We start from the raw sequence: 13,933 nt of genomic DNA, 5'->3' as shown, positions 1-13,933 counted from the left end.
TCGGCAGCGAAACAACTTATGGTGACCGCTCCCAAGCGTTAAACGCACGAGAAGTTGTCGTTCGAATCACGGTATCTCATGCTAACAAGCAAGCACTGACACTGTTCTCACGTGAAATTGCCCAGGCCGCGACTGGAATGGCACCGGGCATAACTGGTGTTTTAGGCGGCCGCCCCAGTGTCTGGCCAGTTATCCGCTTGTGGTCCTGCCTTGTGAACAAAGATCAAGTCAATGTTCAGGTTGAGTCTGAAGGCAACACAACAGATGTCGTTATTACTCCAACCTGTGGCTTTACTCCTGCCGGTGATCAGTCCTTGCAGGAGTTTATTCCGGAAGCCGCAGGTGAATTCACCTCTACCCTGCCGCTGATCAAGCTGGCAATCGCTCGCTCCGGAGACAAAGGAAACCATTCCAATATCGGTGTTGTCTCCCGTAAAGATGAATACCTGCCTTTTATAGCCAGTGCTTTGACAGAAGAAGCCGTCACAGATTGGATGTCGCATGTGCTTGATCCAGAAACCGGCAAAGTCACTCGTTGGGTGATGCCTGGTATTCACGCCTTTAACTTCTTGCTGGAAAACAGCCTTGGCGGTGGTGGCGTTGCCAGTCTGAGGATTGACCCTCAAGGCAAGGCTTTTGCCCAACAGCTACTGGAGTTCCCGATTCCTGTGCCCGAAGAGCTGGCCAGAGACTTGGCATAAAAAATTATTCGTTGGGTTACGAAGCTTCGCTTCTAAACCACCTACGCATTCACATTTTAAGAACAATAAAAATTCTGGAGTCAATCATGTCTTACAAATCCATCTTCCGGGATGACGCTTTCAAGAACAAAACCATTATCGTCACCGGCGGCGGCAGTGGTATTGGCCGCTGCACAGCTCACGAACTGGCGGCTCTCGGTTCAAATGTTGTGATCATTGGTCGTAAGCAGGAAAAATTGGATCAGGTGATTGCGGAAATCTCCGAAGATGGCGGCACAGTATCCAGTTGGTCTATGGACATCCGCGATGAAGATGCCGTTAAAGCCACGATTGTTGAAATAGCAGCCCAGTTTGGTGAAATTCACGGTCTGGTGAATAATGCTGGCGGCCAGTTCCCCTCTCCTATGGAAGCCATTAATAAGAAAGGTTTTGAGGCTGTTGTAGCAACCAACCTTACCGGTGGTTTCCTTGTTGCCCGTGAAGTATATAACGTTTCCATGCGTAAACACGGCGGTAATATCGTAAACATCACGGCAGACAACTGGGGTGGCATGCCTGGTATGGCTCACTCCGGTGCCGCTCGTGCGGGTATGGACAACCTCACCAAAACTGCTGCTTACGAGTGGGGCCCTGATGGTGTTCGGGTCAACGCTGTCGCCCCCGGCTGGGTGGCTTCAAGCGGTATGGACACCTACGAAGGTGCCATGAAATCCATTATTCCAAAGCTTAAGAACAGTGTTCCTCTGGGTCGCATGGCAACAGAAGCGGAAGTAAGCGCAGCTATCTGCTTTCTGCTGAGTGATGCAGCATCGTTTATTAATGGCGACACCATTAAGGTTGATGGCGGAGCGCCTTTGGGCAGCAACATCTTCCCTCTTCGCAAGGCCAAAGTTGAAAACAGCCCTGCCTGGGATGGTTTTCATCGGGCCGTTATGCCTGAAGTGCTTAAGGAAGAGGGATAAACCATGCCTGTGATTGATTCTCTTATCGATACCAACAGTCAGGAGTTTCAGGAAAACCGGGAAGTGATGGAGCAACATGTGCGCGGTTTTCGTGCATTGGAGCAAACCATCGAAGATAAGGCACAGGAGAAGAAGGCCAAGTACGCCAAGCGCGGGCAACTTCTTCCCCGTGAACGCCTTGAATTGTTGATCGACCCCGACAAACCTTTCCTTGAACTATCTTCCCTTGCCGGTTACAAAATGTATGGCGATAAGGATGGCAGCTCTGCTGGCGGTGGAGCCTTGTGTGGTATTGGCTATGTCTCCGGTATTCGCTGCATTGTGATGGTGGATAACTACGCTATCAAGGGCGGAACAATTACACCTATCGGTCTGCAAAAACGCCTGCGTCTTCAGCAGATTGCCCTGGAAAACAAACTGCCCATGGTCGCCTTGTCCCAGAGTGGCGGTGCCGATCTGAACCATGCCACAGAGACATTCTCTCCTGGTGGCAGGGCCTTCTATAACCAGGCACGCATGTCTGCCGCTGGCATTCCCCAGATCACTGTCGTACACGGCAGCGCAACGGCAGGTGGTGCTTACCAGCCTGGTCTCTCTGATTACACAGTCATGGTGCGTAAACAGGCCACCATGTATCTGGCTGGCCCACCTCTGCTGAAAGCTGCAACAGGTGAGATTGCGACTGATGAAGAACTTGGTGGCGCAGAGATGCATTGCCAGACTGCCGGTACCGGTGAATATCTTGCAGAGGATGACCGGGATGCGGTTCGCATTGTCCGGGAAATTATGGCCATGCTTCCTTGGGAGAAAAAGCTTCCAGCCCTACCCAAAGAATCATTCGATGAGCCGCTTTACGATATCGAAGAACTGCTTGGTCTTATCCCGGCTGACCTCAAAACACCTTACGATGTGCGGGAAGTCATCGCCCGTATCGCTGATGGTTCAAAATTCCTTGAGTTTAAGGGCGAATACGACAATCAGACAATCTGTGGCCATCTTTCCATAGAGGGCATGACCTGCGGTGTAATTGGCAACAATGGCCCCATTACTCCAGAAGGCGCAACCAAAGCCGCACAGTTTATCCATACCCTGGATCAAAGCGGCATTCCTTTGCTGTTCCTCCACAACACCACCGGCTTTATGGTGGGTACCGAAGTTGAACGCAACGGTATTATTAAACATGGTTCCAAGCTGATTCAGGCTGTTGCCAACGCCCGTGTACCACGTATCAGTATTGTGATTGGCGGTTCCTATGGTGCTGGCAACTATGCAATGAGCGGCCGAGGCTTTGACCCCCGCTTTCTGTTTGCCTGGCCGAACAGCACTACGGCAGTTATGGGTGCAGCACAGGCTGGCAAAGTATTACGCATTGTCGCAGAGGCCAAGATGGAGCGTATGGGGCAACAGATGCCCGCCGAAATGATTGATGCCCTTGAACAGAAGACTGTGAAGCAAATGACCGAAGGTTCTTCGGCGCTGGCTTGTACTGCTCGCCTGCTCGACGATGGACTGATAGATCCTAGAGATACCCGAAAAATCCTCGCTTACCTGCTCGACATTTGTCGTACAGCTGAAGTCCGCGAATTAAACGGCTCCACATTTGGTGTGAGCCGTTTCTAAATTTCTAATCGATTACAAAAACAAAAAATTTGGAGATACAACATGAAATTCACCCAGGAACACAAAGAACTGCAACGCACAGTCCGTAACTTTATTGATACGGAGATGAACCCTTACACCGAACAGTGGGAGCGTGAAGGTCACTTCCCGGCCCATGAACTGTACAAAAAAATGGGTAACCTCGGCCTTCTGGGTATTCACAAACCTGAGAAGTTTGGCGGTCTTGGCCTGGATTACAGCTACCAGATGGCTTTCGCCGAAGAGCTGGGCACTGCCCGTGCCGGTGGCGTTGCACTGGCGATTGGTGTACAGACAGATATGGCAACGCCTGCCCTCGCCAAATTCGGTAGTGATGAACTGAAAGAAGAGTTTCTGGCTCCCGCGATTCGCGGTGAAAAGGTTGCCTGTATCGGTGTCAGTGAACCTGGTGCGGGTTCTGATGTTGCGGGTCTGAAAACTACCGCAAAAAAAGATGGTGACGACTACATCATCAACGGTACCAAGATGTGGATCACCACCTCAACCCAGGCTGACTTTATGTGCCTGCTGGCCAATACGTCAGACGACAAAGTTCACAAGAACAAGTCACTGATTGTTGTTCCTATGGATTCCCCGGGAATCACCTTCTCTGAAAAACTGAACAAGATGGGTATGCGCTCTTCTGATACAGCCCAGGTGTTCTTTGATGATGTCCGCGTCCCTCAACGCAACCGTATTGGCGCCGAGGGCACTGGCTTTATGATGCAGATGATCCAGTTCCAGGAAGAGCGTCTGTTTGGATCAGCTATGTCCATCAAAGGTCTTGAGCAGTGTATCTCTGACACCATCACTTACTGTAAAGAACGTCACACCTTTGGCCAGCCCCTGATCAACAACCAGTACATTCACTTCCGTCTGGCCGAGCTGCAAACAGAGGTCGAAGCACTGCGTGCCCTGATTTATCAGGCGACAGAAACCTACATCAGTGGTGGTGACGTACTGCAACAGGCTTCTATGGCGAAACTGAAAGCCGGCCGTTTAGGTCGTGAAGTGACTGATGCCTGCCTGCAATTCTGGGGCGGCATGGGTTATATGATGGAAAACGACGTAAACCGTGTATACCGGGATATGCGCCTGACTTCCATTGGCGGTGGTGCTGACGAAATCATGCTGGGCATTATCTGCAAAACCATGGGCATTCTGCCCGGCAAGCGCAAGTAAGGGAGCAATTCATGTTATTACCTGATTGCTCAACACTTGAGCTATCCCGTCAGGGAGCAGCCCTGATTATTACTTTTAACCGGCCTGAGGTGCGTAACGCTCTCAGTCTGGCAACGGTACAGGAGCTGTTGTCAGTTTTTGATGCGGCATCTGTAAACCCAAAGATTCGCGCCATTGTCTTACGTGGTGCTGGGGGGCATTTCTGTGCCGGAGGTGATATCAAGGATATGGCGACTGCCCGCGCCAATCTTGGCAAAAATGACTCCGACCCCTTTTATGAACTCAACCGAACTTTCGGCCAGCTTCTGGAAACAGCAGAGCAACTGCCACAAGTCGTCATCTGCATGTTAGAAGGAGCCGTAATGGGCGGTGGTTTTGGCCTGGCCTGTATTTCTGATATCGCTTTGACTCACAAAAACGCCCGCTTTGCCTTGCCGGAAACCGGGCTCGGGATTCCTCCGGCACAAATCGCTCCCTTTGTTGTTAAACGCATTGGTTTAACCAAAGCGCGCCGACTGGCATTACTCGGGGAAAAGTTCAGCGGAGAAGAATCTGTTGAGCTGGGCGTCAGCCATGATGTTTATGATTCCACCGAAGCGCTCGAACAAGCCCTTGCGGAAGTTATTGCCAAGGTACAACGCTGTGCTCCCGGCGCGAATGCGGTCACTAAAAAGCTGATGCTCGCTGTTGATAAAAAGCCGATGAAAGAACTTCTGGATGGCGCTGCCCGAGATTTCTCGGCTGCCATTCAGGGCCCCGAAGGTCAGGAAGGCACTATGGCCTTTGTTCAAAAGCGTCTGCCTGCCTGGGCTGAAACGGAGGTCGAGTAATGTTTAGCAAGGTTCTTATCGCTAACCGTAGTGAAATTGCCTGCCGGGTTATTCGCACTGCAAAATCCATGGGCTACCGCACTGTTGCGGTATACAGCGAAGCAGATGCCAATACCCCACATGTTGACCTGGCAGATCAGGCGGTCTGCATAGGGCCAGCACCGGTTGGTGAATCTTATCTGTGCATTGAAAAGATTATTGATGCGGCAAAGAAATCTGGCGCTGACGCTGTTCACCCTGGCTATGGTTTTCTCTCTGAAAATGCAGATTTCGCCACCGCCTGTAAAGAAGCTGGCATAACACTGATTGGCCCCCCGCCAGAAGCCGTTGCTCTCATGGGCAGCAAACGTCACTCGAAGATTGCAATGGAAGCCGCTGGTGTTCCCTGTATTCCCGGTTATCAGGGCGATAAACAGGATGACGAAACCCTGCTGAAAGAGGCCCAGCGTGTAGGTTTCCCATTGATGGTGAAAGCTTCTGCCGGTGGTGGTGGCCGTGGCATGCGTCTGGTGACTGACGACTCAGATCTTGCAGCGCAAATTAAAAGCGCCCGCAGCGAAGCCTCCAGCGCTTTTGGCAGCGGTGAGCTGATTCTGGAGCGAGCCATTCTTGAACCTCGCCATGTAGAGATTCAGGTATTTGCAGACCTGCACGGCAATGTTGTTTATCTGGGAGAGCGTGATTGTTCTATCCAGCGTCGTCACCAGAAAGTTGTGGAAGAAGCCCCTTCTCCGGCCGTTGATGAAGACTTGCGCCAACGCATGGGAGCAGCAGCTGTTTTGGCAGCAAAAAGTTGCAACTATGTTGGCGCCGGTACAGTTGAGTTTCTGCTAGACACCGATGGCAGTTTCTACTTCCTGGAGATGAATACCCGCCTGCAGGTTGAGCACCCGGTTACAGAACTGGTTACTGATACTGACCTTGTGGCGTGGCAACTGGACGTAGCTGCAGGCAAACCTCTGCCACTCAAACAGAATGAGATTACTTTAACCGGTCACGCGATGGAGGTTCGCCTCTACGCTGAAGATCCAAGCCAGAACTTTATGCCCCAAACCGGGCTGATTCAGAACTGGCTGCCAGCATCTGGTGAAGGTGTTCGTATAGACGACGGCATTCGTTCCGGGCAGGAAGTCACTCCTTATTACGATCCGATGCTGGCCAAGGTTATCGCTTATGGTAAAGATCGTAATGAAGCCCGCCGCCGTCTGATTCGTGCTGTTGAAGATTCTGTTCTGACAGGGGTTCACACCAATAAAAACTGGCTGGCCGCGATTCTCAAACATGAGAACTTTGCGGCTGGTTTATCCACAACAGCTTTCCTGAACCAGTTTGGCGAAGAAGAAAACTTACAACCTGTGAAACCGTCTTTGGCAGAACAGGGGCTGGCCGCTCTATTACTCCGGAACGAAAACCTGGGTGACAGCAAAGGTTGGCGCAGTATTGGGCAAAACAGGTTTGAATGCCTTCTGGGTTCCGGTGATGCTAAAACAGCCTTGACACTGACAAATTCTCAGGGAAATCAGTGGACAGTTACCGCAGACGAAGAAACATCGCCCCTGACTCTGCATAACGCCGACGACTGTACGATTCTCTATACCGTTAACAATGTACGACAAAGCTCTTCTTTCAGCCTCAACTCTGATGGACTCTGGCTTAATACTCACTCCGGCTGTTACCATTTCCACGATCAGACCCACACTCCGGCGAATGCTGAAGATGGTGAAGGTTCGGGGGATATCCGCGCCAGTATGGATGGTTTGATTGTTGATGTACTGGTTGCAGAAGGTGAACAGGTCAGCCGTGGTCAAACAGTACTCGTGCTGGAAGCCATGAAGATGGAGCACCCTCTCAAGGCAGCCTGTGATGGCACCCTTTCAGGGCTTTCAGTGAATTCTGGCGATCAGGTGAAGGTTCGCCAGGTGCTGGCAACCATCGCCAAAGCTGCAGAAGATGAAGTCGCAGCATGAATGAAAATCAGACACCTCAAATAACCGATCCAGACAGTCCCCGCGGCCGCCTGCTTGAGGCAGCCGCAAAGCTCTTTCGGGCAAAGGGTTACGACAGAACGACTGTCAGGGATATCGCCAATGAAGTAGGGATTCTCTCTGGCAGTATCTTTCACCATTTCCGCAATAAAGATGAAATTCTGCGGGCGGTGATGAGTGATTGTGTTGAAAACCTTTTAGCCACCATGGAACAGGCATTAAAAAATACCAGTACTCCGAAAGAACGTATTCGAGCCATGATCCACTGTGAACTTGAAGCTATTTTGGGAAAGAAGGGTAACGCTCTCACTGTACTGGTCTTTGAATGGCGCTCTCTTTCTGAAGAGAGTCAGTCATCCCTGCTCAATCGACGCCATGAATATGAACGCCTCTGGCAGAAGGAGTTACAGACCGCAACTGACGCTGGTATTACCAGGCAGGCCCTTGATCCCTTAATCCTGCGCCGTTTTCTCGGGGGAGCCCTGTACTGGACTACCAACTGGTATCAGGATGGTGGTGACTACAATATCGAACAGCTGACCGATCAAGCTCTTCTCTTTATACAAAGTGACAGCTCTTAGGTTATACAAAGTGACAGCTCTCAGGGTTGGTCACAATAGTCACCATAAATTTTGGGAGTGAATGATATGAATAAAGAAATTGCCCTCAATAATAGAACAGTATTTATTACCGGAGCCAGCCGGGGTATTGGTCGAGAGATGGCTTTGAAGTGCGCCCGTGAAGGCGCCAATATTGTCATCGCAGCCAAATCGGACGAGCCACACCCTAAGCTTCCAGGAACCATTCACACTGTTGCCGAAGAAGTTGTGGCTGCAGGTGGTCAGGCACTGGCAATCAAGCTGGACGTACGCGACGAAGAGCAGGTTCAAGCTGCCATGAAACGGGCTGCTGAACATTTCGGTGGCATTGATATTCTGGTGAACAATGCTGGCGCGATCAGTCTGACACCGGTAGAAGTCACGCCGGTTAAAAAATACGATCTGATGAACCAGATCAACTCCCGTGCAGTGTTTGTCTGCTCTCAGGCAGCTCTGCCATATCTGAAAAAGTCGGAAGCAGGCGGTCATATTCTGAATCTGTCTCCCCCCCTGAACATGGCCGAGAAGTGGTTGAAACCCTATGCCGCTTACACCTTAAGTAAATACGGCATGACAATTCTCACCCTGGGTATGGCAGGTGAATTCAAGCGTTATGGCATTGCCGTCAATGCCTTGTGGCCTCGCACGACTATTGCTACGTCTGCCCTCAAAAATGTAGGTGACAGCTCCCTCAATGCCCGCAGCCGTGGCCCAGAAATTATGGCCGACGCTGCCCGGGAAATCTTTGTAACACCAGCTCTAGAGCTAACCGGCCAAACGCTTCTGGATGAAGATCTTCTTCGAGATCGTGGTGTTACTGACTTTGTTCCTTATGCCTGTAACCCTGAGAACGCTGATAAGCTTTTCCCCGACCTTTTCCTGGATTAACAACCCGCTCTTGCTGTTCAAGTCTGGCCAGAGCATCGTTTGCTCTGGCCAGATCATTATTCAGTAGTACCATCTTGTATTGAACCTGAGAGGAATAGTGCCCAGTTCTCATTGCGTAATAAATGGCACTTACGATCAGCCTGCCAGCCATGTAGTGAATCGTGCTATTAAAATCGTTCAGGTTACCAGCACCATAATCCTTTCCACTGGGAACCTGACATGTCAGCGACTTTACTATTTTTGTCTGACCATCATGCTCCTGCAGTCGTGCCCAGTTTTTGTGAGAGAAATAAAATCCAACCAATCCTGCAACCTGACCAAATCCAACGGATTCTAAAGAAAAGCGAAGGTGTGAATTAAAATCCACATGCTGGTTATATCCCAGCAGACGAAGCATCTGGTAGGAAAATGTCAGCGCCATGGCACTGTAAAAAGTCGCCGTACCAAAAGATGTCAGAACTGCACCCTCTCTCCTTACCACAAGGCTGAGAAAACGTGAGAAAAGGGTGGTGAGTGCACCATCAACCATACTGACGGCCACTGTTGAGGCCAGTGCAGATAATGTCTGAACATTTCCCCCACCTTCATAGCGGCTCAAAGCCTGACTCAAATAACCAATCTGCCCCAGAACTTCTGCTTTTAATCCGGCCAGATCAGAGGTTTCCCACTCTGATTCCAACACCGGCTCGTTATAGTCATCACCAAAATTATGATTTGGTGGCTTCGCCACAGAAAAGCCTGCTATTGCCAAACATACAGAAGCTAAAAAGCTCAACACAACCCATCTAAACGCTATTCTTCCCTTCTGCGACCGTCTGTGCATTTCCCCCCCGATAACATTCAGCACACTCGTACAAGGGGGTGAGTATAGAAAGGCATTCTCATTCTGTCGGAAGGAATGGTCCCCCCCTGTCACTCCGGCAATAGTCTGCAGAAACCGGGTATGGAACAGTTTGCCATCAGCTTTTCTTTTACAGAGCGAATCATGCCCAACAATAACGCCAGCAATCTTTCGGACACCTACAAACACTATGGCTGGACAGTCTCCCCCTATTCTCAGAAAACGCTGGCTTACCTGAAATACAAGCAAATTCCCTTTGAAGATCAGGCTCCCAGCGTATTAAAACTGATTGGTGACATTCGCTTTCGCGTGGGGAAAGCGATTATGCCAACTATGCAAACTCCAAATGGTGAATGGTTGCAGGACTCTAGTGAAATCATCGATATTCTGGAGAAACGCTTTGCTGAGAACCCGGTTTTCCCAACAACCCCCAAGCAACGTATTGCCGCTAATTTACTGGAACTCCATGGCGATGAATGGCTGGTTATGTCTGCCCTGCACTATCGCTGGCGCACACCAGAAAACTATCGCTTCGCAGTCAATGAATTTGCCCGTAATGCCTGGCCATGGGGGCCATCCTGGCTGGCAAAACTGATTGGAATTCGTATTGGTCAGATGATGCGCGCTTATATGAAACCCTCTCGGTTTGGTATGGATGGTAAGGCTGCTATTGGTCTGGAAAAACATACTATCCACCTGATAGAGCTGTTGGAAATACATTTTACAGAACACGATTTCCTGCTGGGAAGTAAACCCTGTATCGGAGACTTCTCATTATTTGGTCCGTTGTGGGCACACCTCTATAGAGATCCCGGCACAACCCATTTATATGACGATAAACCAAATGTACGGGCCTGGTTCGAGCGATTATTAAACCCGGAACAGCAGAATGAAGGTGAGTACCTGTCAGATGACGTTGTACCGGTAACTCTGGAACCAATACTGAAACTTATCCTTGAAGAGCAATTCGAGTTTTGTCGCTCGGTTCTGAAAACAGTGGAAGCCTATATACAATCCAACCCTAGTCGATCACGCATTCCAAGAATTCTGGGCAGAGGCCCTTATGTTATTGGTGGAGAGCAAGGCAAGCGCGGCCGATTCTCGTATGTACAATGGATGACCCAGCGTTCACTGGATGCCTGGCAACAGGTTCCGCCGGAACAAAAAGAAGATGTTGTAAAATGGTTAACTCGCCTTGGTGGCGAAAACTTTATGAATACCACCATTCAACACAGAATGGTTCGCCAGAACTTTAAAGAGATACTTGCCTGAATTACCTGAGCCTTTATTTTTCTGTCTCAGGGGTGGCGGCAACTGACCCATAAAACGGAGGGATGGTAACCTTACCTTTATTTCCTTCAACATGGCTCGAAAAACCTTCAGAGATTGGCCTGACCGCATCCTCCGGCTTAGAGTCTTGTAGCTTGGTTGTGGAAGAAGCTTTCTTATGAAGTCCAATATTCGAAGGGGCTCCCGCCTTTTCAGATGTGGCTGTTGCTTTTGCAGAGGTTAAAGCTGAAGACGACTGTGCTGACTGGTTTATCTCGTGAACGGCTTGTTTCCTTACTTTGTTCGCAGATTGTTTGGGAACCCCATGGGTGGCATTCATGGCTGATACAATGTCATCAAACGAGCAGGTCAGAGAAGCGCTTCCTGGTGACTGCTTTCCTGATGACTGCTTTCCTGGTGACTGCTTTCCTGGTGACTGCTTTCTCGGTAACACTGCTGCCCGTTTTGATGGAACAGGTTGCGACGCAGGTGGTGCCTGACTCGTTGAAGACGGTTTATCTAACAGCTTAGCCAGCTCCGCCTTATCTCCCCCTCCCCCTGAAGCTTTTCCCGCCGATAAACGAACAACAACCGTTTTTGTTTTCTTTTTCTCCAAAAGGTGACTCTTCCGCGCACGTAACTGGCCGGAAGCTTTCACTTTCGCCTCAGCCTTAACAGGCGGTAGTTCGGCCTTTGCGACCTCCTTGTATTCTTCATTATCTTCTGGCTCAGAATCCTCCATCGTTAACAAACGCCTGCTGCGTCTTCTTTTTAAAGGCTCACGCAGCCTCTTCTTACTCCCCTCACTCCCAGACACAGCCTTCTTATGGAAGTCATCACATCCAGCAGGCGTATATTTTCTTACTGTTTGTCTCCATTCGGCTTCGCTTAATCCTGAAGACAAAAATACTCTGATTTCAGAAAGTTTTAGCCAGAATCTTGTCAGGGCTTTCTCACTGTCATGCAGATAAGGGCTCATCAATGCCAGCTTAAGTACAAATAAGCCATAATCTTTTAAAAAAAGTTTATCGTCACTCGCAAGCTCAAAATGCATATCATTTTCATCAATAGCCCTAACGGCATCCCACACTGTCCGCAGTTCAAGATCATCATTGCTCCAATGAGGGTACTTCTCCAGAAAAAGATACTTCTCTATTAATTCAGCAGAATCCGCATCCAACGCGGCAGCCTTGTCTTCTAATTCTTTTTCAGAAGAAGCAACAGGAAGGTCAAATTCAGCCTCACTCCAGCCTTTAGCAATGTTGTAAGCATCAATAAACTGTTGGTATTCTTCTTCCCACTCGATGGGAGTAAGACCATCAGGAAACAAAAAAGTGTTCATCCATTCCAGACAGAGTTCGAAATATAAAAGTTCTGTTTCTGTCAGTTTGGATTCATTTGACCGAATCAAATGGATCATATAAGCCATGGATATAATGAGCAGAGGGTCTCTATCCAACAGGTAAACTCTCAAGCCTTTATCAGCATCTTCCGGTAGCTTTGGCGCAGAATAACCACCTTCTAGATGCAGTTCCTTAAAGTCACAATCACGAAGCCAATCCAGAAGATGAGTTCTAAAGCTCATCATAAGCCCATGCATACTTTCTAACCGATGATAAAAAGCAGGGGCGTTTTCAGCAGGATAACTAACCTCGATCATATCTATACCACGTTCGGCAGCCCTGGCTTTCATATCTGAGTAGTCAGGCGTCCTTTCTATCCATGCAGCAAACCATGACCACTTATCGGAATCATCCGATTCTTGACTTGAAACATCAGCTTTTACAGTAGCTGCCTGAGAGGAAGCACCGGCCGCTGCTGCGTTTTTTTCGGCCCTCGTTGCTGCCCTTGTTGTTGCTGCCCTTGTTGTTGCTGCCAAGGCAGTATTCGCCACACAAAGAGAAAGAATAAGTAAAACAAGAAGGCAAATAGAAACAGCAACAGGTTCTATACGTTTGAAGAGAGTGAGCATGCTGTCTACACATCCCTAAATAGGCAGAGCGGGAAAGTGTAGACATAAACGTCAAATGCGCAGGATTAAGCTCGTTTTACCCCTTAATATTCCTCAGCCATCATTTTGCTGGTAATAAACGCAACAACGGGTTTGGGAAGAATACGAGCCAAACGGATCAACCAGCGTAAGGGGAACGGGAAAAGGTAATCCCGTTTTTCGTTTTCCATGGCGTAAATAATATGCTTTGCTGCCGCCCCTTCGGAAATCTCCATAGGCGCAGGAATACCATCAGCGGCCACTCGTTCAGTGGCAACAAAACCTGGATACACACTAACAAAACGGATATTCCACGGCGCCAACTCTATACGACAAGTATCCATTAATATCCGTCCAGCCGCTTTGGCGGCAGAATAAGGCCCCTGCTGCGGCAATCCAATAAACCCAGCTAAAGAGTTTGTATGCGCAATTAATCCATACTTCTGCTCTTTCATTCGAGCAATTAGCGGCATCAGGCTATTCACCAGCGTATCGTAGTTAATGCGCATATTCTGCTTCACAGCATCTGCACCAGTCGTCGACATGTTAAAAGAGGGGCCATCACCTATATTCAGCAGAGCTGCATCAATAACACCAAAGCGTTCAACAGCTTTGTTCACGACATCAGCCATATCCATAGCATTCAGCGCATCTGCCGCGATCGGAAGACACTCACCACCAGCATTGCTGATTTTGTCAGCAAGAGCATCCAGCAGCTCCTGTCGGCGGGCAGTAGCAATAATACGATTACCCTGCGTTCCTAACTGCAAGGCAACCGCACGCCCGATACCTGTAGAAGCCCCAGCAATCAGAACGGTTTTGTTACTGAAATTCATAGAGTGTTCTCTTTATATTTGTTTTATGTACGATGGTACACATTAAAAATATTTATGTATGCACGTATAGAAAAAATTAACCCAACATCACGAAACAACAGAGCTAATAGAAATGTCTGAGTGCACACTGTTATAGGGAAGGTTCTAACATGCTCTCAAACAACCAATACACGAGATGTGCAGATTCAAGAGTAGATGTTCACGAGCAGAGC

Annotated in this window: 11 protein-coding genes and 1 pseudogene; 9 read left to right on the top strand and 3 right to left on the bottom strand. The window is 49.1% G+C overall.

Going from position 1 to position 13,933, the window contains the following annotated elements; genetic code table 11:
• From QMA35_RS13520 to QMA35_RS13485, 8 genes and pseudogenes are all read left to right on the top strand, one after another.
• Nucleotides 1-701: pseudogene (locus QMA35_RS13520) on the top strand (terpene utilization protein AtuA); the annotation flags it as partial.
• Nucleotides 702-787: 86 nt separating this feature from the next.
• The gene (locus QMA35_RS13515; RefSeq protein WP_281647683.1) at nucleotides 788-1,663 is read left to right on the top strand and encodes an SDR family oxidoreductase; all 876 of its coding nucleotides are present in this window, start codon (nucleotides 788-790) and stop codon (nucleotides 1,661-1,663) included.
• 3 nt (nucleotides 1,664-1,666) lie between these two features.
• The gene (locus QMA35_RS13510; RefSeq protein ID WP_281647682.1) at nucleotides 1,667-3,283 is read left to right on the top strand and encodes an acyl-CoA carboxylase subunit beta; all 1,617 of its coding nucleotides are present in this window, start codon (nucleotides 1,667-1,669) and stop codon (nucleotides 3,281-3,283) included.
• A 42-nt stretch (nucleotides 3,284-3,325) separates the two neighbouring features.
• The gene (locus QMA35_RS13505; protein WP_281647681.1) at nucleotides 3,326-4,483 is read left to right on the top strand and encodes an acyl-CoA dehydrogenase family protein; all 1,158 of its coding nucleotides are present in this window, start codon (nucleotides 3,326-3,328) and stop codon (nucleotides 4,481-4,483) included.
• An 11-nt stretch (nucleotides 4,484-4,494) separates the two neighbouring features.
• Nucleotides 4,495-5,313 carry an enoyl-CoA hydratase-related protein gene (locus QMA35_RS13500; protein ID WP_281647680.1) on the top strand — a complete coding sequence of 273 codons (819 nt, stop codon included), beginning with the start codon at nucleotides 4,495-4,497 and terminating at the stop codon, nucleotides 5,311-5,313.
• Nucleotides 5,313-7,280, top strand: coding sequence for an acetyl/propionyl/methylcrotonyl-CoA carboxylase subunit alpha (locus QMA35_RS13495; protein ID WP_281647679.1), 1,968 nt, complete (start codon nucleotides 5,313-5,315; stop codon nucleotides 7,278-7,280). Before QMA35_RS13500 ends, QMA35_RS13495 begins: the two co-directional genes overlap by 1 nt.
• Nucleotides 7,277-7,879 (top strand): TetR/AcrR family transcriptional regulator, encoded by a 603-nt coding sequence (locus QMA35_RS13490; RefSeq protein WP_281647678.1) that lies wholly within the window; start codon nucleotides 7,277-7,279, stop codon nucleotides 7,877-7,879. The genes QMA35_RS13495 and QMA35_RS13490 overlap by 4 nt, the downstream gene beginning before the upstream one ends.
• A 66-nt stretch (nucleotides 7,880-7,945) precedes the next feature.
• Entirely contained in the window at nucleotides 7,946-8,785 is an 840-nt protein-coding gene (locus tag QMA35_RS13485) for an NAD(P)-dependent oxidoreductase (protein ID WP_281647677.1), read from the top strand.
• Here the strand turns inward: QMA35_RS13485 and QMA35_RS13480 are convergent.
• Nucleotides 8,712-9,515, bottom strand: coding sequence for a hypothetical protein (locus QMA35_RS13480; RefSeq protein ID WP_281647676.1), 804 nt, complete (start codon nucleotides 9,513-9,515; stop codon nucleotides 8,712-8,714). The two genes, QMA35_RS13485 and QMA35_RS13480, sit on opposite strands and share 74 nt — an antisense overlap.
• Nucleotides 9,516-9,770: 255 nt before the next feature.
• Here QMA35_RS13480 and QMA35_RS13475 point away from each other — a divergent pair, with 255 nt between their 5' ends.
• Nucleotides 9,771-10,898, top strand: coding sequence for a glutathione S-transferase family protein (locus QMA35_RS13475; RefSeq protein WP_281647675.1), 1,128 nt, complete (start codon nucleotides 9,771-9,773; stop codon nucleotides 10,896-10,898).
• A 13-nt stretch (nucleotides 10,899-10,911) separates the two neighbouring features.
• Here QMA35_RS13475 and QMA35_RS13470 read toward each other — a convergent pair whose 3' ends face one another.
• Nucleotides 10,912-12,867 carry a hypothetical protein gene (locus QMA35_RS13470; protein ID WP_281647674.1) on the bottom strand — a complete coding sequence of 652 codons (1,956 nt, stop codon included), beginning with the start codon at nucleotides 12,865-12,867 and terminating at the stop codon, nucleotides 10,912-10,914.
• A gap of 83 nt (nucleotides 12,868-12,950) precedes the next feature.
• Nucleotides 12,951-13,721: an SDR family NAD(P)-dependent oxidoreductase gene (locus tag QMA35_RS13465; protein ID WP_281647673.1), complete on the bottom strand. Its 771-nt coding sequence runs from the start codon at nucleotides 13,719-13,721 to the stop codon at nucleotides 12,951-12,953.
• Nucleotides 13,722-13,933: the final 212 nt, after the last annotated feature.

The organism is Parendozoicomonas sp. Alg238-R29, assembly GCF_947331445.1.
Classification (GTDB): domain Bacteria; phylum Pseudomonadota; class Gammaproteobacteria; order Pseudomonadales; family Endozoicomonadaceae; genus Sansalvadorimonas.
The sequence above is the reverse complement of the archived record's forward strand: the minus strand, read 5'-3'. Positions and strand labels throughout refer to the sequence as shown.